At 48.1% G+C, this 25,642-nt stretch carries 21 protein-coding genes; 16 read left to right on the forward strand and 5 right to left on the reverse strand.

Annotated features, from left to right (window positions below; all coding sequences use genetic code 11):
* Window positions 1-230 precede the first annotated feature (230 nt).
* The gene (locus KP806_RS04090; protein WP_224722258.1) at window positions 231-782 is read left to right on the forward strand and encodes an NADPH-dependent FMN reductase; all 552 of its coding nucleotides are present in this window, start codon (window positions 231-233) and stop codon (window positions 780-782) included.
* Between the two features lie 64 nt (window positions 783-846).
* Here KP806_RS04090 and KP806_RS04095 read toward each other — a convergent pair whose 3' ends face one another.
* Window positions 847-1,224 (reverse strand): winged helix-turn-helix transcriptional regulator, encoded by a 378-nt coding sequence (locus KP806_RS04095; protein WP_224722259.1) that lies wholly within the window; start codon window positions 1,222-1,224, stop codon window positions 847-849.
* Between the two features lie 261 nt (window positions 1,225-1,485).
* Between KP806_RS04095 and KP806_RS04100 the strand changes: the two genes are divergently transcribed.
* Complete coding sequence (locus tag KP806_RS04100) at window positions 1,486-2,970, forward strand: alpha-N-arabinofuranosidase (RefSeq protein ID WP_318153462.1); 1,485 nt, start codon at window positions 1,486-1,488, stop codon at window positions 2,968-2,970.
* Window positions 2,971-2,994: 24 nt separating this feature from the next.
* On the opposite strand, the gene KP806_RS04105 is transcribed toward KP806_RS04100, so the two are convergent.
* Window positions 2,995-4,116, reverse strand: coding sequence for a GerAB/ArcD/ProY family transporter (locus KP806_RS04105; RefSeq protein ID WP_224722261.1), 1,122 nt, complete (start codon window positions 4,114-4,116; stop codon window positions 2,995-2,997).
* A 187-nt stretch (window positions 4,117-4,303) separates the two neighbouring features.
* On the opposite strand from KP806_RS04105, the gene KP806_RS04110 reads away from it, so the two are divergent.
* From KP806_RS04110 to KP806_RS04125, 4 genes are all read left to right on the forward strand, one after another.
* Window positions 4,304-5,413, forward strand: a complete 1,110-nt coding sequence (locus KP806_RS04110; protein WP_224722262.1) for an N-acetylmuramoyl-L-alanine amidase — start codon at window positions 4,304-4,306, stop codon at window positions 5,411-5,413.
* A 164-nt stretch (window positions 5,414-5,577) separates the two neighbouring features.
* Window positions 5,578-5,874 carry a hypothetical protein gene (locus tag KP806_RS04115; protein ID WP_224722263.1) on the forward strand — a complete coding sequence of 99 codons (297 nt, stop codon included), beginning with the start codon at window positions 5,578-5,580 and terminating at the stop codon, window positions 5,872-5,874.
* A gap of 19 nt (window positions 5,875-5,893) precedes the next feature.
* Complete coding sequence (locus KP806_RS04120; protein WP_224722264.1) at window positions 5,894-6,352, forward strand: type II toxin-antitoxin system VapC family toxin; 459 nt, start codon at window positions 5,894-5,896, stop codon at window positions 6,350-6,352.
* Window positions 6,353-6,442: 90 nt separating this feature from the next.
* On the forward strand, window positions 6,443-7,000 hold the full coding sequence (locus KP806_RS04125) for a DJ-1/PfpI family protein (RefSeq protein ID WP_224722265.1): 558 nt from the start codon (window positions 6,443-6,445) through the stop codon (window positions 6,998-7,000).
* Window positions 7,001-7,103: 103 nt separating this feature from the next.
* On the opposite strand, the gene KP806_RS04130 is transcribed toward KP806_RS04125, so the two are convergent.
* Entirely contained in the window at window positions 7,104-9,437 is a 2,334-nt protein-coding gene (locus tag KP806_RS04130; RefSeq protein WP_224722266.1) for a glycoside hydrolase family 70 protein, read from the reverse strand.
* Window positions 9,438-9,913: 476 nt separating this feature from the next.
* Between KP806_RS04130 and KP806_RS04135 the strand changes: the two genes are divergently transcribed.
* Genes KP806_RS04135 through KP806_RS04145 form a run of 3 tightly spaced genes read left to right on the forward strand, consistent with a single transcriptional unit; the run spans window position 9,914 to window position 14,597 of the window.
* Window positions 9,914-11,701, forward strand: coding sequence for a cache domain-containing sensor histidine kinase (locus KP806_RS04135; RefSeq protein WP_224722267.1), 1,788 nt, complete (start codon window positions 9,914-9,916; stop codon window positions 11,699-11,701).
* A 30-nt stretch (window positions 11,702-11,731) separates the two neighbouring features.
* Window positions 11,732-13,309: a response regulator transcription factor gene (locus tag KP806_RS04140; protein ID WP_224722268.1), complete on the forward strand. Its 1,578-nt coding sequence runs from the start codon at window positions 11,732-11,734 to the stop codon at window positions 13,307-13,309.
* Between the two features lie 16 nt (window positions 13,310-13,325).
* A complete protein-coding gene (locus tag KP806_RS04145) occupies window positions 13,326-14,597 on the forward strand; it encodes an extracellular solute-binding protein (RefSeq protein ID WP_224722269.1) in 1,272 nt (423 codons plus the stop codon).
* 8 nt (window positions 14,598-14,605) lie between these two features.
* Here the strand turns inward: KP806_RS04145 and KP806_RS04150 are convergent, their stop codons facing one another.
* Window positions 14,606-15,112: a metallophosphoesterase family protein gene (locus KP806_RS04150; protein WP_224722270.1), complete on the reverse strand. Its 507-nt coding sequence runs from the start codon at window positions 15,110-15,112 to the stop codon at window positions 14,606-14,608.
* Window positions 15,113-15,553: 441 nt separating this feature from the next.
* Between KP806_RS04150 and KP806_RS04155 the strand changes: the two genes are divergently transcribed.
* The 5 genes from KP806_RS04155 (at window position 15,554) to KP806_RS04175 (ending at window position 21,275) form a co-directional block, all read left to right on the forward strand.
* The gene (locus KP806_RS04155) at window positions 15,554-17,200 is read left to right on the forward strand and encodes a pectate lyase family protein (protein WP_224722271.1); all 1,647 of its coding nucleotides are present in this window, start codon (window positions 15,554-15,556) and stop codon (window positions 17,198-17,200) included.
* 82 nt (window positions 17,201-17,282) lie between these two features.
* Window positions 17,283-17,717: an SRPBCC family protein gene (locus KP806_RS04160; protein ID WP_224722272.1), complete on the forward strand. Its 435-nt coding sequence runs from the start codon at window positions 17,283-17,285 to the stop codon at window positions 17,715-17,717.
* Window positions 17,718-17,976: 259 nt separating this feature from the next.
* On the forward strand, window positions 17,977-20,037 hold the full coding sequence (locus KP806_RS04165) for an Ig-like domain-containing protein (protein ID WP_224722273.1): 2,061 nt from the start codon (window positions 17,977-17,979) through the stop codon (window positions 20,035-20,037).
* A gap of 169 nt (window positions 20,038-20,206) precedes the next feature.
* Entirely contained in the window at window positions 20,207-20,701 is a 495-nt protein-coding gene (locus KP806_RS04170; protein ID WP_224722274.1) for a hypothetical protein, read from the forward strand.
* Window positions 20,702-20,771: 70 nt separating this feature from the next.
* Window positions 20,772-21,275 (forward strand): GNAT family N-acetyltransferase, encoded by a 504-nt coding sequence (locus KP806_RS04175; RefSeq protein WP_224722275.1) that lies wholly within the window; start codon window positions 20,772-20,774, stop codon window positions 21,273-21,275.
* Window positions 21,276-21,368: 93 nt separating this feature from the next.
* Here KP806_RS04175 and KP806_RS04180 read toward each other — a convergent pair whose 3' ends face one another.
* Window positions 21,369-22,751, reverse strand: a complete 1,383-nt coding sequence (locus KP806_RS04180; protein ID WP_224722276.1) for an MFS transporter — start codon at window positions 22,749-22,751, stop codon at window positions 21,369-21,371.
* 110 nt (window positions 22,752-22,861) lie between these two features.
* Between KP806_RS04180 and KP806_RS04185 the strand changes: the two genes are divergently transcribed.
* Complete coding sequence (locus KP806_RS04185; protein ID WP_224722277.1) at window positions 22,862-23,206, forward strand: ArsR/SmtB family transcription factor; 345 nt, start codon at window positions 22,862-22,864, stop codon at window positions 23,204-23,206.
* Window positions 23,207-23,351: 145 nt separating this feature from the next.
* Window positions 23,352-25,640: a TIM barrel protein gene (locus KP806_RS04190; protein WP_224722278.1), complete on the forward strand. Its 2,289-nt coding sequence runs from the start codon at window positions 23,352-23,354 to the stop codon at window positions 25,638-25,640.
* The last annotated feature ends 2 nt before the right edge of the window (window positions 25,641-25,642 follow it).

Consider the following 25,642-nt stretch of genomic DNA (forward strand, 5'->3'; position numbering starts at 1 on the left):
CGAAGAAGCAGGGACGGTCGGCAGCCAAAAAAAAATCGAAATAACGACTCTATAGCAGTAGAGCCCTGGTTTTATCAGTTAGGGCTCTTCCTTTTGGCAGTCCGGAATGCGCAGGTTACCGAAAAGATACCTGGTTTCTCAAAAGTGCCTTCTTCACGTTCTTTTTATTAATTACTATACTTAATAAAGGAACACCAAAAAATTTACATATAAATCGGGAGGTAATAGAAATGGCTGGCGAAAATCTCAAGATCGGCATTATTTTAGGCAGTACGCGTGAAGGGCGTGTAAGTCCTCAGGTTGGGGAATGGGTCAAAAATATTGCGGACGGCCGCGGTGACGCGGACTACGAAATCGTGGATATTGCGGAATTCAAGCTGCCGTTCCTCGGAGAAGGGATTGGTCAAGAGCCGGGCTTGGCGGCTTGGAACGCTAAGCTTGACAGCCTGGACGGCTTTGTGTTTATTGTTTCAGAGTATAACCACAGCATCTCAGGCGCGCTCAAAAATGCACTGGACTCCGCGCGTGAGGCATGGAACAACAAATCTGCCGGTATCGTGAGTTATGGATCAACAGGCGGAGCACGCGCAGCCGAGCATCTGCGGGGCATTCTGGGTGAGCTCTTGGTGGCAGACGTTCGCGTTCATCCGACTTTATCGTTATTTACCGATTTCGAGAACTTCTCTACGTTCAAGCCGGCAGAGCTTCACCTGCCCAACGTCAATGCTATGCTTGATCAGGTTCTTGCATGGGGCGGAGCGCTTCGAACATTAAGAAAATAAGCATCCATATAGAAAAATCTAGAGAAAAATCCCCACACGGTGGGGATTTTTATTTACGATGGCATCATGCTCCGGAAATCTCTTCTTTACCTTCGAAAGCGTCCACGGAACGCTCTTCACCATACAGCTCCTTTAAATGCTGGACATGAGCCATCCCCCATTCTCCCAGCGCTTTTATAAGAGGCGTAAGCTTCTTGCCGTACTCCGTTATTGAATATTCGACTTTCGGGGGGATTTGCCGGTAGATTTCTCTATGTACGATATTATGGTATTCCAGTTCTCTTAGCTGGGAGGTTAGCATTTTTTTGGTAATATCGGGCATTGCCTTCTGAAGCTCGCTGAATCGCATTGTTCCGTTTGTAAAAAGATGAAATAAGATGACAGGCTTCCATTTCCCGACGAAGATCTCAAGTGCAGACTCTACTTTGCAGCTTTCCGGCATTCAAATTCCTCCCACACTGGTTAAATCTGAGGTTTCGGTTTATTATAACGCGAGTGACAAGACGCACTCAAGGCGGGAAGCGATTCTCGTCCATTTGGTTGTGAATCGCTTTTTCTTTTAGAGCTTTTTTCGCACCCAATGCTAATATGCTTTGCCCCGCCATATCATGAAAATAGCGAAACGGAAGCCGTGACTTTATTTTCATGATGGAAGGGTGAACATATGGATTACCGTGATTTCATGATTAACGGCAGGCGAGCGGTGAGCAGCACACTATTGATTAATTCCGACAAAACAGCCGGGATCATTGATAAAAATATTTACGGGCATTTTGCGGAACACCTTGGCAGATGCATCTACGATGGCATTTGGGTTGGCGAGCATTCGCCGATTCCCAATACGTACGGCATACGAAACGATGTGCTGCACGCGCTAAGAAGAATACAGGTTCCCGTGCTGCGGTGGCCGGGCGGGTGCTTCGCGGAGTACTACCACTGGAAGGATGGCGTAGGTCCGCGTCAATATCGCAAACGGACCGTAAATTCGTTCTGGGGTCAGGTGGTTGAGACCAATCAATTCGGGACCCATGAATTTATGCTCTTATGCGACTTGCTGCAGTGCGAGCCTTATGTTGCCGGCAATGTGGGGAGCGGTACGGAACAGGAAATGTCGGAATGGATCGAGTATATGACGTATCCGGGAGAATCTTCGCTAGCGCTGTGGCGGCAGGCGAACGGCAGGAAGCTGCCGTGGAGGTTAAAATATTTTGGTATCGGCAATGAGAACTGGGGCTGCGGCGGCAATATGCGGCCGGAATATTATGCGGATTTGTACCGGAGATATCAGACCTTCATCTACAATTATGGAGATAATAAAATCTTCAAAATCGCGAGCGGCGCAGGAGAAACGAATTACGAATGGACCGAGGTCATGATGCGCGAAGCAGCCAACAGGTTAGACGGCTTGAGCCTGCATTATTATACGGTGCTGTCATGGGAGAACAAAGGTTCGGCAACGGTGTTCACGGAGAAAGAATGGTTTCTTATTATGAAAAAAGCTTTGTTCATCGATGAAGTGATTACGGGACATTCGGAGATTATGGATAAATACGATCCGGACAAAAGGGTAGCGCTCGTCGTCGACGAGTGGGGAACCTGGTACGATGTCGAGCCCGGTACGAACCCTGATTTTCTTTATCAACAAAATACGCTCCGCGATGCATTGGTGGCCGGCATTACTCTAAATATTTTTAACAGCCATAACGACCGGGTGCGGATGGCGAACATTGCGCAGATGGTTAATGTACTGCAGGCGATGATTTTAACCCAAGGGGCAATGATGATCGTTACCCCGAGTTATTATGTGTTTGAAATGTATAAGGTCCATCAGAATGCGGAACGGCTGGACATCGGGCTTGATACCGGCATGTACGAATATAACGGCGAGCAGCTGCCGCAGGTTAGCGCTTCGGCGTCAAAGGATGCAGCAGGGGCCATTCATATCAGCCTTTGCAATCTCAATCCTGCGGACGGTGCCAACGTAGACGTGCAATTGCGGGGAAACGAAAATAAGCGGGGGACCGTTTACGGGACGGTGTTAACCAGCCATGATATGCATGCGCATAATACATTTCAACAGCCGGATGCCATAAAACCGGCTCCGTTCTACGGAGTAACGGTGACTGCTGAAGGCTTTACGGCGGAGCTTCCTCCAATGTCCGTCGTCGTGCTTACGATTAAATACTGAAATTAAAAGAACCAGGCAGGATCTCTAGGGATCCTGCTTTATCTTTTTTCTGAACAATGATACAACCGTCAGGAGCGAAAGCGGCATAACAAATGCGAGGCCCGCCCAAACCGGATGAATGACGGTAACCATGTTGATCCACTGCGTAGCCCCGTCATAGTTAACGAGTCCCATTAGAGAACCAAACAGAGCTAACGGCAGTATGATAGCCTTATTGGATTTCAGCTTGAAAACCTGACTGATAAACAAGCTTAACACATAGAGGGTAATTGTCGCTTTCATATAAGATCCCAGAATGAGCGACATCCCGATAACCGACTCAATCCTTTCAATAATTTCCAGGAATTCGACAATTCGCGCCATTGCAAACAGCGCATAAGGTCGATCAGCGGCATGGGCCCCAAAGACCATGATTACGCATACGGTTGTAATACACAAAACGACGACATTCATGACGAAGGAAAGCATCATCGTTTTAGATAATTTCTTCACCGGGCCCTTAATGACAAACGGAAGCAGCATGCCGAACAAAAACACCTCGCTATAAGGGAAGCCAAATGTAAAATAGGCCCCGGATAGGACGGGCTTGATACCTTTCGGAAGCACAGGAAGCAAAAAAGACACATGATAATCAGGAATTGCAAGGACATAAATGGCTGCTAATAAGAAAGCAGTACTGAACACAATGATTGTAAACATTCTGATCATGATCTCAATTCCCGCTCTTGCCGTCAAAGCCGCAATGAGAAAAATAGATAAGGTAAATGCATACATCGGAGTTTCCCTCATCATCGAACTGATCATAAATATGCCGACATCTAATACGATGGCCGCTTGCATTTGAAAAAGAAAGGATAACGTTATGATCGATAAAAGTACGGTAAGAGTGTTTCCGATTAATTTTCGGCTGTATTCGACATAACTTAAACCGGGAAAGCGGCGGTGCAGATGCAGCAGCATAGATAGAATACAAAATCCGGCCGTTCCCGACACGAGAAGGGAAATCCATGCACCATTCCCCGCTTTTCCAATCAACGCGCCAGGCACGTTAATGATGGAGGAACCCGTCATAAATACGTAAAAAAGCAGCCCGATTTGAAAGTGAGAAATGGTTTGTTTTTCGATGCTGAGCAGCTCCTTTCTCATAGTAGTTCATGGGTGCTGCAAAACGCTTTACCACGTATTACTATGTTTTCCATCCTTAATGAATCTAATCATCATCGAAATATGCTGTAGAATGAAAGCATGAAAATACATAATTTGTCTGCACAATCTAGCAGATTCAGGTATAATAGTAGACCTACATATCCTAAAAATGCTAAAGGAGACTGATATGAAAAAAATTGTATGGTTGACAATTTTGATCTGTGGCTTGATTAGTATGTCCGGTTATATCCCAAACCGGGCGGAAGCACGCGGCACTTACACGGCTAAGGTGAATACCGACTCCTTGAACGTCCGCAGCGAGCCTTCACTTGAAGCGACGATTGTAGGCGGTGTGAAGAAAGGTGAGCTGGTCACCGTTTCGGATGAAAAGTACGGCTGGCTGCGCATCAAATCGGGCCGGATTTCCGGCTGGGCGGCAGGCTATTATTTGAAAAAGACCGATGGACATGTCGTTACGGCATCGGCGACAGAACAAGACAGTCCTGTGAAAGAGAGTTCTGCCGCCGCCAGGGCGACTGCGCTGGTGGATATGCTGCGGATCAGAGCCGGCGCTGGATTGAACTATGACATTTTGGGACACTTAGCCAAGGATCAGACGGTTTCGATCTTAGACAACCGGAAAGGCTGGGCTCGGATCCAGACCGCGGACGGGTTAACCGGTTGGGTATCCGATCAATACATTGCAAAGGGTGCCAAACCATCGACAGCGGTTTCTTCGGGGAAATCGAATGGACTGAAAGGGAAAGTCATCGTCGTTGATGCCGGCCACGGCGGAAACGATCCCGGAATGATCGGAACGAACTATGAAACGATTGAGCAAAAACTTACGTTGAGCACCTCCTTTTACCTTGAGAATGAACTTCGAAGCCGTGGAGCACGCGTCCTCATGACAAGAACGAAGGAAGAGGAGAGGCCCCAGCTTGCCGACAGGGTGAATGTAAGCGAATCCGCCGGTGCGGATGCTTTTGTCAGTATCCATTATAATTCTTCGGAAACGAACGCGTCCGGCATTCTTACTTTCTATTATTCCGAAACGAAAGACCGGCCATTGGCCCGTGCGATTGAGAACAGACTTGGGGAAGGCATCGGCCTCAAAAGCAACGGAATTTCATTTGGCAACCTGCACGTTTTGCGGGAAAATGATACGGTATCTACACTCGTAGAGCTCGGTTTCTTGTCGAACGAAAAGGATGAATCCATCGTGCGCGGCTCCGCCTACCAGAAGAAAGCAGCCGAAGCCATTGCGAAGGGGTTGGCGGATTACTTCGGCAGCTAACTTCATCCCGATCGGACTATCGATTACAGATATAGTGTGCCGCATGCTGCGGCACGCTTTTTTTTGTTTCGAGGCAGAACCTGGTTTTCCACCCAGCATTACCCCCTGAAATTGACATAATTCGACGAATCTTTATAAAAGTTATACAGAAGGAGTGAATTTCGATGGTGAACAGTTACAAACGCTTCATACAAAATCAATTCGGAAAAGTGAAGAATGTCACTTCCAATTTCATGTCTTCAAGAGATGAAGAAGATGACGATACCGCGATAGAACTCAATCCGCAGCATTATGACGAGCTGAAAGCAATCGCCGATAAGCAGCAAACGACTATGCAAGCGATCCTGGACGGACTCGTTGCCCAATACCTGGCAAGTGTCCCAAGCGAAGCGCCGCCAATCTCCGTGGAACAAAAGGAAATTAATCCGCTCCTGTATTTGGATGGACTTTGCAAACTATAGAATGAAGGAGTACCGATAGATGGATAACCAATTGAACATTCAGGATACCATTTTTCTGGATGAAACGGCTTTAGCCGCTCTAATGAATCCTGACGACCCGCGCCATTTGAAAGCCCGTTCCCTGTTTCTGGATATGCATGATCTTGAACGTAATTACGTGACGACCAACTCCATTATTTTTGACCTGCACCAGTGGCTTCGAAATGAATACAGCTATCAGCAGGCTCAATATTTTCTGAATGCAATTGATAAAGCAGTGAGCAAGGGCAAGCTGGAGATCATCTCATGCGGACCCGAATTTGAGGGGGAATCGCGCAGACTGCTGATCGACAGGCCCGAGCTCCGTTTCTCGCTCAGCGAAGCCTTCACTGCTGTAACGATGTCCTATTATCAGGTAAAACGCATTTTCACTTTTAATCGTAATTTTATGATGCTTGTTAATTTGGACAAAGAGATCCGGATCATCCCATCCAATTAATAGCTTGCATATGCATTTGTACCCATTTACAAAAAACGGCGCAATCGATCATAATATATAGGGTTCCAACTATTACCAAGGAGTGAGTCCATGTCGAAAAAAATTCTATTTCTGACTGGTGATGCTGCAGAGGTTTTGGAAATCTATTATCCGTATTACCGCATTTTGGAGGAAGGTTATGAGGCCGTAATCGCGGCTCCTTCAAAAAAAGTGCTGCATACCGTCGTTCACGATTTCGTGGACGGCTGGGAGACGTATACAGAGAAGCCGGCGCATCAGCTGCAGGCCCATGTCGCGTTCGAGAACGTCGATCCCGCTGAATTTGACGGGCTGATCATCCCGGGAGGCCGGGCGCCGGAGTATATCCGGACCAATGAGCATTTGCCGCGTATTCTCCTCCATTTTCTGGAGTCGGACAAGCCGGTCGGCGCAATCTGCCACGCCGCTCAGGTGTTCGCCGCGCTTAAAGACAAGCGATTTTTCGAAGGGCGCACGATGACGGCATACACGGCATGCAAGCTTGATGTGGAGCAGCTTGGCGCGCGTTATGCGCCGGATACGCTTCATGTGGACGGCAAGCTGGTAACCGGACACGCGTGGCCGGATTTGCCTGGCTTTATGAGAGAGTTTCTGAAGCTTCTCCGCTAAGCGGAAGAAGAGAGAAGCGGAGGTCTGCGTCAATCGCAGACCTCCGCTTTTTAGTTTTTAAATTGATGCTGCTTTCGACCGAGATACGAAGCGGCTGCTCATCTTACTCCTGTTTCCGTTTCAGCCATTTCTGGAATTGCCTTATGTCGCCGTTTTGCCATTCGTGTCCGTTTGCGGCTTTATCGCTGGTTCCAGTGCCATTATTGGCGCCCGCTGGAGCCGGAACGAGGGAAGCATCGATCCCCTTGATGCCGTTATCAAGTTTTTTGCCTTTTGTATCCTCGGAAGGCACCCAAACCCCGAGATAACCGCGTACCAAAGGATCGGTTTTGCCAAGAACAGGCACAGTCAATATTCCGTTTTCGTCTGTTTTCAACGCATCTCCGCTCAAGCCGGTTGCGTCTACGAAAGTTTGATTGGCATGCTGTTTGCCCATATCGACGCTGATAATTGTGTTAACGTTCGGGTTGTTCGCGATAACGGTCGCGACGCCCGTATTGCGGCTCGTTCCGAAGCGTACGCTGGCGAGCAGATCTTTTCCTGCTTCAGACGACGTATTGCTTGGGTAGTACGTCAATTTCTGATCGCCGGAAACGAACTTTTGACGTGCTTCAAGAAGCTTGACAATCGTATCGTAGTAAGGCGTCTTCTCCGACATGTAGGCTTTGTTTCCTTCATACATATCTCCATAGAAAACGGTAGGAACGGTGTCTTTATTCGTCAAAATATAAGCATATTGGCTTGGCACGTTATGAGGAGCAAACTGCTTATCCGCTTTCTCTCTGTCCTTGGCATATTTTTCGAACTGGATTTTCTCATAGGCCAGCGTTTTCGGCTTCACTCCGTTTGCTTCTTCTTCCGTAAGCGGAATCGGCTTAATCGCATTGTGCTCCTGGTCATGGTTGTTGACGAAAGACCAGTTCGGCGTTTTAAAGCCGTCCGGATTAGTGCGGTCGACGTAGGAGGAGCTTACGATATCTCTAAGCGGACGCCAGCTCCAGGAATTGCCCAGTACATCCCGCATCGCGCCAAACATACGGTGATCATATACGAGCTGGCCATTGCTATTGGCGTTTTCGAAATCCACTTGATTATCGGTGTAGGATTCAATGTAGCTTAAATGATTGTTCAAATCTTTGCCATAACGCGAGCTCATCAAATCCCGCATTTTGGTCAGGATATCCGTGTTTAAGTGTGACGCCGCATCAATACGGAAGCCGTCGAAGCCATATTCATCCATCAGGAATTTGGCCCAGTTCAGCTGTTCTTCCTGTACGACAGGATGCGAATTATCGATATCATTTCCGATCAAAAATTCGTACTGCAGCACGTTTTTATTCAGGTGGTCGTTATGGCCGTTGTTAAACCGAAGGTTTCCGTGCGGATCGGTTGCCGCCGTATATCCTGGTTGGGAGAAAATATATTTATCCGTTATTTCGGATACAGTCTCGGCATCCGCTTCGATGATTTTCTTTCTGACTTCGTCGTCGCTGCTGCCGTCAAAACCGTTTGCCCGCATAAAATCAAGGTAGGTCTGGTTAGTCGACCCCTGCTGCGGATCGATATAGAAGAGCAGCATCGGTCTCCACACTTGGTCGTTTTCCGTAGCCGCCCCTTCGACGGCGAAGTAGGAATCAACGGTCAGATAAGTGTCTGTCGCATTGATTTTTCCATATTTTTGAGCATCGGAGTTTGCCAGCCATTGCGGGAGATGATTATTTGCGTCATCCGGCCCGAAATAACGGTACGGCTTCAAGTTTTCATCGACCATGACACGGTACAATCCAAGCTGCTGCGGAGTTGCTCCGTTGTAGTACGTATGATTCCATTCCTTGATCACGCCGTATTTGGCCTGGCCTGGACCGCCGCCTCTGCTGTATACTTGAACCAGTCTGTCTTTCACATTCGGATCGTTTTCGTTACCGAAGCTATCGACCGAAGTAATGCTTACGACTTCCGGTGTCGGCAGCCCCATCATCTGATTGGGAACAAGATCTTCCTGAACTTTAAGACCGCCGGCCTGCATTTTTTTGATCGCTTTCTTAAGCTCATCGCTCGTCCCGTATTTGGTAGCCCGTTCGCCGTTCAAGCCTTGCGGAAACTCGCCCAAATCGTAACGGTCTGCGATCGCATAACCTTCACCGTAGTAAGATTGGGAAAAAGCCCGGTAAGCCGGCGGCATCCACACGTCAGTGACGCCCCAATCCTTCAGTTGTTTACTGTTTTTCTCAAGAATACGGTACATATTTTTGTCATACGGCTGGTACAAGCTAAATGTTTGATAGATGACACGCTTATCCAGTTCACTGTTTGAAACAAATCCTTTTGAAATATCCGTCTGATCAGTCTGCTTTGCCGCTGCCGGAGCTGCGCCAGCTATGACCGAGCCCGATAACAGACTGCAGCATAGCGCAATCGTCGTCCATTTCTTTTTCATCGTCGTCATTCATCTCCTATTTGTCGTTGTGCAAACGTTTGACCCGGGTCTGCTAAAAATTTATCAGCAAATGCCGTCCTCTATCAATGATGAATTATGACTAGACCGTATGCATAAAGGTTGGAACGTCTGAAAACGGAGCCGGGACAACGGTTTGAAGCGAATTTCAAGCAAAAAATAGAGGAATTTATAGTTCTAAAGCATGACATGACTTCAGTCATCGGATGAATTCGTACGAAGCAGTCAACCTTGATTTTTTTATTTCTATCTAAAAAAAGGACACTTCACTCCCGAAAATGCCCATATAATGGATTTTTGGACTAGAAATTCCTGGCTTTTTCCACTGACTTAGATGGTGCATTTCCTTTTGCTGTTTAACAAACATAGGACACTATCCCGCTTTCCAAAACCTTCAATGGTCTAATGAACTCATTAACATGTAAAATAACAGAAACCATACAATAAGGTGTTGAATCATGGTCCGAATGTTAACGAACAGCTTTTCAGCCAAAATCATTCTCGCGCTTGTGCTTGTAATCTTAATCCCGGTTTTTTTTACAAGCTTGTCGTACTATATGGAATCAAATTCGGTTCTGAAAAAAAATGTCCGGGAGTCAATCGTGCAAATCAGCAAACAAACGGCTGACTCTCTGTCTGCAACCCTGAACAGCGGAGTTCATACTTCCGATTTCATTGCCGGCAATCCGAATATTCAGAAGGCTGTCATGCAATTGAACAACAGTCCGTCTTACGAGGAGAGCTGGAACTATCAATTTATTAATAGCTTGCTGAACAATATGGTTTATTCCAATTCTTTTGTGAAAATTGTTTATGTATTCAAAGAGGAGGGCAGAGGCTGGGGCAGCGGCACCTTTGCCGAAACGAAGCTGAGTAATATAAAGCTTTCCGAACTGGAGTGGGTGAAGGAGGTTAAACGAAAGGATGGGGCGCTTCTCTGGCAGGGAATTCAATATGACCGCTTCAACGGAGGCGGTGTGAATACGGATTTGGTCGTTCCTGTCAGCCGGGTATTAAAAAACTTTGACACGCTCGAAAATATCGGACTGGTTCAGGTCCTATTGGACGGCAGCTCCATCCTCGGCACGGTCGACAAGCTTAAGCTGGGGAAAACAGGAACGTTTTTTGTCGTGGATTCCGCGGGGAAAATGATGATCGACAGCGATCTCACCCTGATCAACAAGAAAATAGAGGATCCCGAATTACTCGTAAATATTACAGGTCACGATCGGACGGAATTTGAATACCGCATGAACGGGGTTCCTTATTACGGGGTCAAACAGCTTCTAAGCAACGGGTGGATGCTTGTCGGTACCGTACCGGTCCGTGAAATCACCGGGCAGCTGGATCGTCTCAAATCCCGAGTTTTGATTTCATCGGCCGTGTTCTCGATTCTTGCGATCGCCATTGGACTGCTTATCGCTAAAAAAGTGGTCAAACCTGTTAATCAGCTGACCAGAGATATGCAGAAAATCAAGCAAGGAGATATGAAAGTAAGAACGGCTGTCCGGTCCTCCGATGAAATCGGACTTCTTGGCCAACAATTTAACCGGATGCTTGATGAAATCGAACGGTTAATCCATCAGGTGAACGACGAGCAGAGCCAGAAGCATCATGCAGAATTGCGTGCTGTCACGCACCGGGTCCACCCGCATTTTTTATATAATACGCTAAGCACTTTAGGCTGGTTGATCCAATCGAAGCAAAACGATCGTGCATTCGGGGTGTTGTCGGCTCTGAATCGGCTGCTTGAGGCGAATATGGGCAAAAGCGGGAACATTATAACGGTGGCGGAAGAACTGGACATTATCCGAAAGTATCTCGTTATTCTCGAGCTTCGCTATGAACGAAAATTCCATCTTGAGCTGGACGTTGAACCAGGTATGGAAGGAATCGTTATTCCCCGCATGCTGCTGCAGCCGCTGGTGGAAAACGCCATTTTTCACGGAATCGTCCCGAAAAAAACGGATGGCCGAATCTTGATTCGAATCCGATCGGAAGAAGGAAATGTACAGATTCTAATTTCAGATGACGGACTGGGCGTCGGGGATGGGAGGCTGAAGACATTAAACGATCCGGAGGCGGCTATTGCAGGCGGCCAAATCGGCATCGGTCTGCGCCATCTCTACGATACGCTGCGCCTTTATTATGCCGATCATTCGGAATGGTCCATAACGAACGGGCCGGAACAAGGGGCCGACGTTCGAATTTTGTTGAAAAGGCAATTGGAATTCGATTCAGAATAACAGTAGTTTAGTAGTTCGGGAGGAAAGAGGATGTATCGTGTACTTATTGTGGATGACGAGCCGATTATCAGCAGCGGCATCCATTCGTTTATTGATTGGGAGAAGGAGGGAATGTCGGCGGAGGAAGACTGCGCCAACGGGGAGGAGGCGCTTGCCGCTCTGGAAACCTCTCCTTTTGATATTCTGATTACGGACATCAAAATGCCTTTGTTAAACGGCATAGAGCTTGTCAGGCAGGCGCTGGCACGTTATCCTTCGCTGAAAGTGATTCTGATCAGCAACTACAGCGATTTTGAATACGTGAAAGAGGGGCTTAAGCTGGGCGCTGTCGATTACCTGTTAAAATTGACCTTGAACCGCGATGACCTTCTTGCCGTTCTGAAGCGCTGCATTTCTATGCTTGAAGAAGAGAGGAGAAAGGACGACGAGCAAGTTCGTTTCCGGGAAGACGCTCTGTACCGGACAAGAAAAAGTGTCGAGCAGGAAATCAAAAGAGTGATCGCTCAGGAACAGCTTTCCCTATCCTCGGCCGCTTGGGCTCCCGCTTGGCTGGAGAAGCGTTATATTTGTGCTTATCTTATGCTTGACGGGGCGGAGGAGTGGGCTAACAATCACGGTTATCTTAATCTGCTGATGCTTCTTGAGGATTTGCAGGAAAGCTTTTATGCGGAGTTAAGCGAGGGGGCCGCTATGCCGGTATCCGAGAACGGTATATTTCTGCTGTTTCCGGATCCCGATGGGGAAGAGGAGAACCTTCTGCAGCAATGGAAACGGACTGCGGAAGCGCAATGGGGAATTTCAATATCGGCGGGCTTCGTAATCGAGCAAGGAGCAGGCCGGATTTTGGATGGATTTTTTTGCAGTCGGGAGGCCTGCCAAAGGCGATTTTTCGAAGGGAAAGGCGGTCTGTACCGCGCAAGAGGCTCGGAAGAAGCCGGGGAGCGGACGTTAACGGAACCGGAAGGGAAACGGGATTGGACGCCATTTTATGAAATCATTCGTAACGGCGATCCGATTTCCATCGCCGCTGATTTTGCTTATGAGCAATGGAAGAGCGGAGAGCAAACGCCGGAGCAGGTGAAGCATGAGGCGTGCCGTCTGGTTTCCCTTATCTGTGAAAGGCATGAAGGCGCCGGACCCTTGCTCCCCGAACGGCTTGATCTGCTTCGGCAGGCGGAAACGCTGGAGCAATTGCAATCGGAGCTGGTCATCCTGCTGGAGGAAATCGTAAAGCCGGTCATCCCGGATCTGACGAACAGCGGCTATAGCGGGCAATTGATTATCAAAGCTCTCAATTATATAACCGAGCATTATACGGACAATTTAACTTTACAAAGTGTGGCGGATATCATTCATCTCAATAAAAGCTATTTCAGTCTGTTATTCAAAAAACAAACGGGAAGAAATTTTATCGATTATTTAATTGAGCTTCGGATCCGGGAAGCCAAACGGCTGCTAGCGCAAAGCGAAAGCCGGATTTATGATGTAGCAGGAGCCGCCGGCTTTAAGGATGTCAAATATTTTAGCAAAATGTTCAAAAAAACGACGGGATTCACTCCGGTCGAATACAGGGATAAGCATCGGCCGTCCGGGCCGCCATGCAGCTAGAAGGAGGTATTCCGAAATGGCTCTCCGTTCGATTTTCATAGCTTTTTTGGCTGTTGGTTGGCTATCCGGATGCGGAGGGCAGGCGGTCATCACCGATCCGGAACAGGTTGAAACGCTTCACGGCAAAGACAGCACCGATATTACGTTCTGGCACAGTTACAGCGATGAAGAAACGCGGGTTCTCGAGGAGCAGCTTATTCCCGAATTTGAACGGCTGCACCCGGATATTCGTGTCCATTCCATTAACGTGGCCGTCAATAACGAATTAAGGAATACGTTGATTTCTCTGGCCTCTTCCTATCGGGGGCCTGATGTCGTCCGGATCGAACTCGCTTGGGTACCCGAGTTTACAACCAAAAGACTTCTGGTGCCGCTAAACGAATATTTCGGTGATGACGAAGATATCCTCCCACTTTTTCATAAGGAGGCCATGAGAGTCGGCTTTGACCAGGAACAATTATATTCCCTGCCGCTTGATATTTATGTGAAATCGGCTATTTTTAACCGGGAGCTGCTCGAACAGGCGGGTTATTCGGAGCCGCCGCGAACGCTTCAGGAAGTGATCATGGTCGCCAGGCAAAACCATTATACGATCGGTCTCGGGGGATGGGAGCCATGGGATACGCTTCCTTATATCTACAGCCTCGGTGGAGCAATGATAAATGATGATTTTACCAAATCGAGCGGATTTTTAAACAGCGATAACACGGTTCATGCCGTCAGCCAGTTAAAGTCGCTTTACAAGGAAAAGCTGCTTCATTTTTCGAGCATAAACGACCGCAGCGACAATTGGAGCGGAGTCAAAACAGGAAATGTGCTTATGACGGATGAAGGACCATGGTATTATAGCAAGCTGGAGAGAGCCGAACTGGACCGGGCCTTGAAGCAGACGATTCCAATAACGTTTCCGAGCGGCAGCGGCTCGGCTTCGATTATGGGCGGCAATCATTTGGTCATTATGAAAGGCAGCCAAGCTCCTGCTCAAGCATGGACGTTTATGAAATGGATGACCGGAAAGGAAGCGCAGCTGACAATGGCGGCAACCGGATTGATCCCGACCAACCAGGAAGCGCGTTTTGCTTGGACGGTTAACCGGGATTCTTACCTTTATCCTTTTGTGGAAGCCACGGATGACGCATTTCTGCGTCCGCCGGTTGAAAACTGGGGGAATATCGAACAAATCTATACCGGATACATGAGCAAAATATTTCTTGACGAAATGACCGTTCAAGCAGGGCTGGACCGTGCCGCGGCGGAAATCGACGTCCTTTTGAACGACAATAACTAATTGAACATCTAGGATTTGTCACCGTAATAAATATGTTTGGCAGTTACAGTCCCGCTCGCAAGCTTAAAAATACCGAATGAATACAAGGGCTGCTTTCTCTTATCCGTTGGCGATCCGGGATTAAAGACGAGCAGTCCGGCTGATCGCTTCAGCACTGGAATATGGGAATGGCCGTAGATCAGCACATCCAAAGAAACATTTTTGAAAGCTTCCAACGCACGTGCTTCTGTATCTATTCGTTTCCCGGTGCCATGTCCGTGAACGATACCCATTTTTACACCATCAAGCTCTATGAGCCTCCGGAATCCAAACTTGTGAATAATGTCCGCTCCGTCATTGTTACCTGCGACACCGTAAACCGGAGCGAATGCGGCCAATGACTCGTACACGGAAAGGTTCGTCCAATCCCCCGCGTGAATGATCGCTTTTGCCGTTTTCAGCTCGCGAAGCAGCCGGTCCGGCAGCTTTTTGTTCATTCTGGGCATATGCGTATCCGATACGACGACGATTTTCATATGAACCGACCTCGATTCCTTCTCTTCCTGTTCTTTATACGAACTTCATATTTCATCAACTATAACAATAAGACAAGAAGCCATGCAATGACGAAAATAGCGACCGCCCTGTTGCTTACAGTGAATGTGAACAGCATGCCGATTGAATCGGCAGTTTTTTTATTTGCCGGTACGGTTGGTTAAATTCGCCTATATTAGGGCGGAAATCACCCGTTGAGGTGAAGCGGCAAATCCATTATGTTGGGAACAGCAGCTAATGGAAGCACAGCTGTGATGTATCATTCCAAAATTTCGAGGTGATCCGGAGGTGAATGAATGTCAGAGATCGGCAGCTGAGCCGCCAATCTTGTTGAAAGGAATATACGTGGTGTCTGTCCTTCAAATTTTGTAAGCGCTTTTTATGTAAGCGATGAAACGAAATATCAAATGGAGGTACTGGGAATGACCAAAAAAATGTCGATGAAAAGGTGTCTCGTATTCACTTTGATTATTGCATTAGCGGCTGCATTAACGCCTACAGTATTTGCCAATGACGCACCCGGAAGTGCCGATCCTGCACCGCCCGCTGCCCGTGTCTCCGATAAGATCATTATTCATGATGCCGATAAAATAGATCGAACGAAAGATTCTATCCAAAAAAGGTATGCCCAAGCCAAACGAATCAATGTTCTGCAAATTCTGGATCTTGTGAAATATGACGAAGGCATTAAACGAATTGGACAGACATTTAAAAATACGTTAGAGGCGCCAGGCGGGGCAAGCAATCGTTATCTCCGCATTGGGATTAAAGATGGGAAAGGGCTGCTGGATCTGACGGCTCTAAATGGTTCTTCCGGCCAAATCGGGGTGCATATCAATGCCGGTGTCGATGTAAGCAAAACGACAAACGGGATGTACTATACGATGAAGAACGAAATTACCGACGAAAGGGATATCGGCCATGTAGCTCCTTTACATTTGATCGACTGGCGGAATTACACGGCGGATACCGCTTCTTTTGATACGATGCTCCGGCTGGAAACTACATTATGGGATGTTGATGATGCCTTTATTGAAATCCTGCTTCCTTACCAAGCCGAAATTAACATTCATGAGATCTACCTGTTTGTAGAAAAGGAAGTGCCGGGATTCAGCGATATGCATGAAAGGATTACCGGAGGTGCCGGAGCGGCAGCGGACAATATTCATGTCATTCATAATGCTGCTGAATTTGTAGAAGCAATAAATCAAGTAACAGCAGCAGGAAAAGAACCTTCCATTATTTACATCGATGGAACCGTTAAATATGAAGATTGGGTCGCAGCAACCGGAAAAACGGAGCGTGCGATTTCGATCGGTTCCTCGGTTCAAAACTTGTCCATTATCGGTGTTGCCGATCGGGGAATATTGGACGGCTCAGGCTTAAAAATTCATGGGCACAATATTATCGTCGAAAACTTGACGATTCAATACGTGAAAGCAAAAGACGGCATTGAAATTAACAATGCTACCGACATATGGGTCAGACACAATAGCTTTATTGACGGCGGCAGACAGCTTCCCGAAGGGGAAAGATTTGATGAATTAATGTCGATTAAAAATAATGCGCAGCATGTCATTGTTTCCTGGAATCATTTTAAAGACAGCAATCGGGTGCTCTTGGTCGGAAGCAATGACGAAGTGGATGCTTTACCGGACCGCAGACTCATTTTCCACCATAACTTTGTAGAAAATGTAACACAGCGTGTACCGCTTTATCGCGGCGGACATGCTCATATTTACAACAACTATATTAAAAACGTTAATCTTTCCGCATCCAATGTTCGCAGCAACGCAAAAATGAGATTTGAAAACAATTATTATCAAGATGTGAAAGACCCAATCGGCGATTTCCATGGTTTAATTCCAGGCCGTTATGAACTGAGCGGTAACATCTTCAGCCATTCAACGGGCAGTCAGCCGACGGAATCCACGATAACCATTAACTTCAAAGATTACCAGTATCATCTGGATCCTGCTGAAGAAGTGCCTGCAATTGTAACGGAGGGGGCAGGAGCCGGGAAAATCGGGCAGGACTTGGAGTTTATTGAGAGCTTGGTTCAAAGCTGACAAAATAGCAATCGAGAAGAAATGCAGTTAGAATTTTCTGGTATAATTGATTTTGGAATATCCACATTAAGGAGGTTATGGAATGGGAGCGGCAAAGCCGGTAGTACTGACAGTAGAAACGATTGTTCATTCCCCGGTTGAAAGCGTATGGGAATATTGGACGGATCCAAAGCATATTACGCAATGGAGCAAGGCGTCCGATGACTGGCACACGCCACACGCCGAGAACGATTTAAGGCCCGGCGGTAAATTTTTATCAAGAATGGAAGCGAAGGACGGCAGTTTCGGCTTTGATTTCGGCGGAGAGTACGACGAAGTAATTATTAACGAGAGCATCTCTTATACGCTCGGCGACGGCAGAAAAGTGAAGATTGATTTTCTTCGCAAAGACAATGATACGCAGATCATCGAATCGTTCGAAGCGGAAGAAACCAATGCCATCGAGATGCAGCAGGCCGGATGGCAGGCGATTTTGGACAACTTCAAGAAGTATGCGGAAACCGCTACAGTAAGATAAAATAATCTATCGGACATTTAGCAGCGCATGCCGGCATCGGCATGCGCTTTACTTATATAGAAAGATTTAGTCGGCACAAATATTATGGCGAATTTCCGGGAGTTTGCTCGTACCTTGACTAGTTTTGGAGAGATCGCTTACGGCAGAAACATTTTCCTCCGAGGCAACGTTATTAGGTTACATTCGCTGGCCCGCTTCCGCATACGCTCTATTTCTTCTTACGCGGTTCCGGCAGAAATCCTATAGGAGGACTGCAAAGATGAGGAAAATCGCACTAACATTGCTCGCATTATCGTTGCTGCTTGGAATTGTCATCCCGGCCGCGGCAGCGGCGACGCTCACGACGGAGCAGAAGTTTCAAGTGCTCAAACAGCATGGAATTATGACCGGATTCGAGGACGGGTCATCCCGGCTGAACGAATCCATGTCCCGCGAACAGTTCGCTGCCGTACTCTACAAGCTTCTCGAATTGCCCCGTTCCAATTCTACGCCCGGCTTCGTTGATGTACTGAAAACACGCTGGTCGTTTACTGCAGTCCAAGCGGTGCGCAGTGCGGGTCTTATGGTCGGCAAAGGGAATAACCGGTTCGAGCCGACCGCCCCGGTGAAGGTCGAAGAGTTGGCCGCCGTGCTGCTGAAGGTCAACAATGTCCCCGCTAATCCGAACATCGGCTTCGAAGGTAAAGTTTCAGCCTGGGCAAAGGCGGCGGTAGGAACCGCTCTAAGCAAAGGCTGGATCTCCACTCGGAACGACTATACGGTTAACGCCACGCGAGGCGTGCTCGTGGAAGCAGTCTACGCCGTCTATACCGGCTGGGACAGTGCGCTCGATGTGAAGTCAGTTGAAGGAGTAGGCGTCCAAACGGTGCGAGTGAACCTGAAAGCGAAGACCGACTCGGCGGATATCGGCCGTTTCAATCTGCGGGACGATCTCGGCAACGTTGTGCCGATCCTTCTCTCGACTGTAGGCGGAGACGGGATGTCGGTATTTCTCACGACGGGTGTCCAGCTTGAGAACCGAACGCATTATTTATCCATCGACGGTAAGACTTGGACATACACTTCGGCGCGTTCGGACATGACGAAGCCGACGATAACTGCGTTCGACCGGGTATCGGCTCGCGTCTATATCCTGACATTCTCCGAGCCGCTCGATAACGGAACGGCTACTAATCCCGCGAACTACTCGTTCTCCGGCGGGTTGAAGCTAACGACGCTGCAGCTCTCATCGGACAAGAGACTAGTCACGTTCACTACGTCGAGCCAGTCGGATAACGCCCGGTACTGGCTGACCGTCAAGAACATCAAGGATCTCGCCGGCAACGTTATGGACACGCGATCGGATTTGTCCATCGTTGGCAGCGATGACGCAACAAAACCGACGATCATCGATTTTAAGGTAAATGCGGATGCGTCATTGACGGTCAAATTCAGCGAGAAAGTGAATCGGGACTTTGCCGTGCAGACCGGACGGTACAGCATTGGCGGCTTGGCGGTCGTGTCGGCGAGTCTGGACAGCGAGGGACGTACCGTCACGCTGCGGACATCCGCCCAACAGGACAAAACCGTATACAGCCTTACGGTGACGGGGATACCCGATCTGGCTGGCAACGTGATGGATACGAAAACAGGTCTTCTGTTCGGGGGGATCTCCAATCCGATTCTGCCGGTGAAGCTCCAGAGCATAGCCGCGGTAAACGAGAACACGATCGAGGTCACGTTCGATAGAGACATCAAGGACACGGACATCGGTTCGTTAGCCGTAACGATTCTCAAGGACAACGGCGCCAACGTCTCCATGTCCGGCTGGAGCAAATATGCCGTCCGCAAGGCAGGAACAAATAGAGCCGTTACCGTCCAATTCCGCACGGGAACCGCTTCAAACCCCAGCTTGTTCCAACCAGGCCACGTATACACGGCGAGAGTAACGGGCGTCTCGTCACTCCTCACACAGGATGGGGCGAACGAAACTGCGTTTGCAGGAACTATAGCCGCCAACGAGGCTCCGTATGCGAAACAAGTGATTGTCCCCAGCCGGACAACGATAAAGGTTATATTTAGCGAACCGGTAAAAAATGTGAACGAGACGTACTTCGCGGTGAAGGAACAGGGAGGAGATGCCGTCGTCATTTCCCACGACGAGTTGAACAACACGGGCGCAGTTGTCACCGAAGTGACGCTGAAGCTGTCCAAGGACATGACTCCCGGCCAGGTGTATTATCTCACGTTCAAACCGGGCATTACCGACGCGGCAGGTTTTAACGGTTGGACGACAAAAAACGGGAACGAGGATATCAGCATCCTTTTCACCGGAATTTAAAACGCAAATGAATGAATCGGGTACCCATACCTTGGACACTTAACAAAGTGTTTAGGGATGGGTACCTTTTTTGGGGACAGCGGCGGCGTGTAAGTAGCTAAGCAGGAGTGTTCTAGAGCGAAAGATCCGCATAAACTAGATAAATGTGAATAAGGAGGGCGAATTACCTATGAGATTTACGGTAAGGTATATACCTCTGAACCGAATTAAAGCCGGCGGCATTTCTGTCAAAATAACTCAACGGATTAAGGATTTGCGTAAAAAAGCTCACGATTGCATGAACTTGCTCATTGTTCGCAAGAGCAGGGCGGAAGGCGGTTATATTGTCATAAGCGGTCATAATCATTTTGATTTCCTCAAAAAGCATACAAAGAAAAAAACCGTAGCCTGTCTGGTGGATGAAAGCAAGGTTTCCGCAAAAATATCTTCGTTTATTTACCATATCCGGAAGCCAAAACTGCCAAGTTATGTCCCTTATGTTAAACCTGAAAGGTTGGTCGGAAGCAGCTGGTCCATTATAAAAAGATACCTTAAACAAGATCCGCGTTTCAAACGCTTATCCCGGTCTCAACAAATAAAAGTTCTCCGAATAGGACTCCAATATAAAAGGACGACGATCACCTCAATGAAAGCCAAAGTTGACGAGTTTCTCGGAAAGCCTTAACCGATTGCCGAAATTCTGATATTCTATTGAAAGCAGGAAACAAGACAACCAGGAGAAGAGGGCGCATCTCATGAAGCTTATTTTTCCACAAGTAAACACAGCAGAAGAAATCGCAGAGATTGCCCGACTGGCGTCACAAATTTGGCGGGAATATTATGTATCCATCATTACAATCGAGCAAATTGATTATATGATCGACAAGTTCCAATCGGTTCCAGCGATCCATGATCAGATTCATCACCAGGGCTACGAATATTATTTGATCCGTCATGAAGGAGCCGCGGCCGGATATCTGTCGGTCAGACAAGAAGAAGGGAAGCTCTTCCTGAGCAAGTTTTATATCAGCAAGGAGTACCGGGGACGCGGTTATGCCAGCCAAGCGATGGTTTTCCTCGAGCAGCTTTGCAAAGACCGAAACCTGACCCATATCTGGCTGACGGTCAATCGTCATAACGAATCCAGTATTGCGGTATATGAGAAAAAAGGCTTCCGGATCGTAAGGGAGCATATTGCGGATATCGGAAATGGGTTAGTTATGGATGATTACATGATGGAAAAAGAAATTTCGGTCTAAAGCTGAAAATTCATAAACTGCATCAAAAAAACAGCCCCATGAACCGCCTGTATAGGTGTTCATGGGGCTTTCCGTTCCTATGAAGCATCAAGCTTAACGATTGTTCAAAACAGGGCTTCCGCCTCTGATGTAAACGATAGAACAAACAATGGACAATAGGACTACAACAGACAAGCCCCAATAAATATTGCCGTACGCATGGGCGAGCGACCATTGCTGCTGCCAGGACAAGGCGGCAGCCGACAACGCTACGCCAAAGGCGCCGCTGAAAAACTGCAGCAGTTGGAACAAGCCGAGTCCGGAGCCGATCTGCGAAGGCTCCAAAATGCGGGACATTTCATTTGAAACGCTGCTCTGCAGAATCGTAAAGCTGACGCTGAGCAGAATATAGATGAACAGGATCGCCCAGAACGAGATGCTTTCGAACAAGGCGAATAGAACGACGGATGCCAGCAGGAGCTGCGGAACGAAGCGGATGATGGTGCCGTTGCCTCGCGTATCGATAAATTTTCCGACGCTTCTGGAAACCAGCATGGCAAGTATGGATCCCGGGAAAATGACGAGTCCGGCTTCAATAGCGCTTAGTCCGTATTGCTTCACAAGTATTTGCGGCATCAGGAACAGTGTTGAGAAGCTGCACATATATCCGGCGATGCCGACCGCACCTAAGACCAGATAAGGGCGGTTGCGGAACAGGGAAGGGAGCACGAACGGCTCCTTCGCTGTTCTTATTCGCGCGGTGAACAGAATAAGCGCAATAACACCTGCGACGAGTGCAATCCAGGAGCCGGTTGTCAGGAACAGCAGCAGCCCCGTTGTACCGACGCCGATGAGCAGCGCTCCCAGTGCGTCAAAGGAACCTTTCTTCGGCGACTCCTTTGGCAGGTAAACCGCAAACAGCGGGACGAGCAGAACGGTTAATGCCGTGAGGACAAACAGGAAATGCCAGCCCATATATTCAACGACCGCGCCGCCAACGACGGGACCAAGCCCAAGTCCAAGCGATACGGAGGACATAATAAATGCCATCGCTTTGCCTCTGCGCTCGATGGGAATATATCGCGAGATAAACACGAGGGACAATGCAGGGATCGCCCCTGCGCCGGATGCCTGCACGATGCGGACTGCAATCAGCATCAGGAAGCTGCTGCTGAATATTCCGGCAATAGCGGCGAAGCTGAGTGATATAAGTCCAATTACAAATAATCTGCGAATCGGAATGAAGTCGGCCAGCCGGCTATACGTAATAGATGAAATCGCGAAGACGATGGAATACCCTGTGACAATCCACGAAGTGGAAGAAGTCGATAGCCGATAGGCTTCGGCTACATCCGGCAAAGCCAAGTTAAACATCATCGTATTCATAATGACAAGCACGATCGTAACACCAAGCAGGCCGATAACAAGACCTTCTTTAAGAGCCATGTTATTTTGGGCCGGCTGCTGCCGGATGAAACTGGATGATTGTTGATTCATGGGGCACCACCTTCAAGTTCAATATTTCGATTGTAATCGAACAATAGGATAATAGCATGGTTTATGGTATAATGCAATATAAAACCATGCCTCATGAAGGAGGTCCTCCGATGAAGGTATTATTCCATCCTGACCGTGAAGACATTCACTTATCTTCCGTTTTATATGCGTTAAGCGACCCGCTTAGACTTGAGGTCGTTTCCCAGCTTAGCCGGTCGGCAGAGAGGAGCTGCGGCGAATTCGAAGTGCCGATTGCCAAATCCACCATGTCGCATCATGTGCGAACGTTAAGGGAATCTGGAGTCGTCCAAGTCAGAAGCGTCGGCACGCAGAGGCTTATTTCCTTGCGGACGGAAGATTTGGAAGCCCGTTTCCCGGGCTTGCTGACTTCCGTGCTGGATGCTTATGAAGCTTCCGAGAGGAAGAAGGAAGAGGGGGCGGCCGACCCGTCTTGATCAGGGGGCGGCCGGTATTCAACTGAAAGCTGTTTACCGCATAACTAAAATCATTTTCTCATAATCATAGTAAGAACTGCGTTTGGACTCTGAAATAAAGGGATAGTGGGCATTCAGTACCGTTCTGAGAGGAGTGCTCGAAGTCATGATCACTTTATCCGCCTTTGGGGATGAGATTTCGCCTGACTTGGATACTCAGTTGGATGTAATGCAGTCAGAAGGCATTCAATACCTGGATCTGCGAAGCGTGGAACATAAAAATGTGATCGATCTGACCGATGAAGAAGCTTCAGAAATTAAAAAGAGGTTGGATGACCGCGGAATCAAAGTCGCTTCCATCGCTTCGCCGGTTGCAAAAGTGTCCATCTCCGAACCATTGGCAGCTGAAGTGACAAAGCTCAGGCGTGCGATTAAGCTGGCCAAATTTTTCGGCACCCCCTACGTTCGCATATTCACATTTGTAACACCAAAAGAAGATGGTCCTTATCTGTACAGGGATGAAGTTCACAGAAGGATGAAAGAGCTAGCGCGCATTGCCGAGCAAGAGGATATCACTTTGCTTATCGATAACGAAGGATACGGGGATAACGGAGAGCGGCTCAAGGACATTTTTGAATACGTGAACTCCCCGAACCTGCGGCTGGCTTTTGATCCGGCCAATTTCATTGTGTCCATGGTACTGCCGATGACGGATGCCTATCCGATAGTGGAGCCTTATATCTCATACTTTCATATTAAGGATGCCAGAGTAAATACCGGCGAAATTGTTCCAGCAGGTGAGGGAGACGCTCAAATCCGGGAACTTCTTGCGAGGTTAAAGCAAACAGGCTACTCCGGTTTTATGTCGATTGAACCTAAAGGGGGCGGCGAACACCCTGATTTTTTCATAAAAGCGGCCGGCGCATTTAAAAGGCTGCTTGATGAAGCAGATATAGAGTGGAGAAATTCGAATGCAGCAGCATACACCTATCAAGATTTGATCCAGACAGTCATTCCGCCATGTCCATCCCCTATGCCAGCTGAAAACGATAAGACGTGGATTCCGCTTACCCCTCTGGAGAAAATGGCGGAGGAAAACTATGACGTCCTTATTGTCGGAACCGGCGCAGGCGGAGGAGCCGCATTGTGGCGATTGTGCGAGCAGTGGGGAAACAAGGGTAAAAAAATCGGGGTCATAGAAGCAGGCGATCTTTTGCTCCCTACACATGCCTCTAATCTTGACATTTTATCGCATGGACGAGCAAGCCGATTTATCTCATCAAATGCAAGACATATCGGAGAGGACCTGCCCGAATTTCCCGGTGCGAAACAATTGATCGCCCTAGGGGGAAGAACGCTCCAATGGAGTGCGCTGGCTCTGCGCATGCCCCGTTTTGTAACGGATACATGGCCCATCCCGCCGGAAGAAATGGAAATATACTACAAAATTGCAGAGCATATGATGAATGTAAATTCAAATTATGCGATGAGAAATGGGTCCGCGTCATGGATCATTCTGCAGAGGCTTTGGGAGAATGGTTATCCCGAAGCCGCTTATATGCCTTTTGCCGTCGATCTCGCCCCCGTCCAAAATGGTGAAATTCATACTGATCTTTGGTTTAGCTCGATTGATTTTCTGTCAAAAGCACGAAATCGGATGCCATTTGATTTGGCCGCTAATGCGAGAGCAGTAAAAATTGCTGCAAATGACGGAAACGTAACGGGTATAACGGTTATGTCGCAAGACAAAAGAGCTTATGAGCTTCATGCAAAGGCGGTTATCTTGTCAGCCAGTACGTTTGAAACCCCGAGGCTGCTGCTTCATTCGGGTATTCCCGGGAAGACGATCGGCCATTATTTGACGGATAATATTTCAACAAGAAGCTCGGCAGAGCTGCTTCGCAAGGAGATGCCGGAGAATATAGGCCCGCTGGATGTCTATATTCCCAAAAGATTGGACAGTCCCGTTCAAATTCAATTTAGCTGGCAAGCTGAAGCAGAAAAGATTTTGCTGGGCGCTAACGGGTACGGTTTAATGGAACCTCGTTATGAAAATATGGTCTTTCTGAACCCCGACAAAATCGATGAATATGGTGTTCCGGAAATTCAGGTTCAGTTCACCTTCAGTCCGAAAGATCTGCAAATGCTTCGGGGCATGGCAGAAGATGTCCAAAGGGCGTTCTCGGCAATTGGAGCAGCAGTCACTGATATGGACGGTGGGTCTATCATTTGTTTGAGGCCGCCGGGAGAAAGCAATCATGAATCGGGTACATGCCGAATGGGAACGGATCCTTCCACTTCGGCTGCCGATCCGTACGGGCAAATTCATGGGATTCACGGACTTTTTGTAGCCGATAACAGCATTTTGCCCGATCTATGGTCCAATCCAACATTAACGACGGTTGCGTTAGCTATCCGGACCGCCGATTACATCGTTAGTCAGCTGCGCAAGTAACC

It is taken from the genome of Paenibacillus vietnamensis (assembly GCF_020169515.1).
In the GTDB taxonomy this organism is placed as follows: Bacteria; Bacillota; Bacilli; order Paenibacillales; family Paenibacillaceae; genus Pristimantibacillus; species Pristimantibacillus vietnamensis.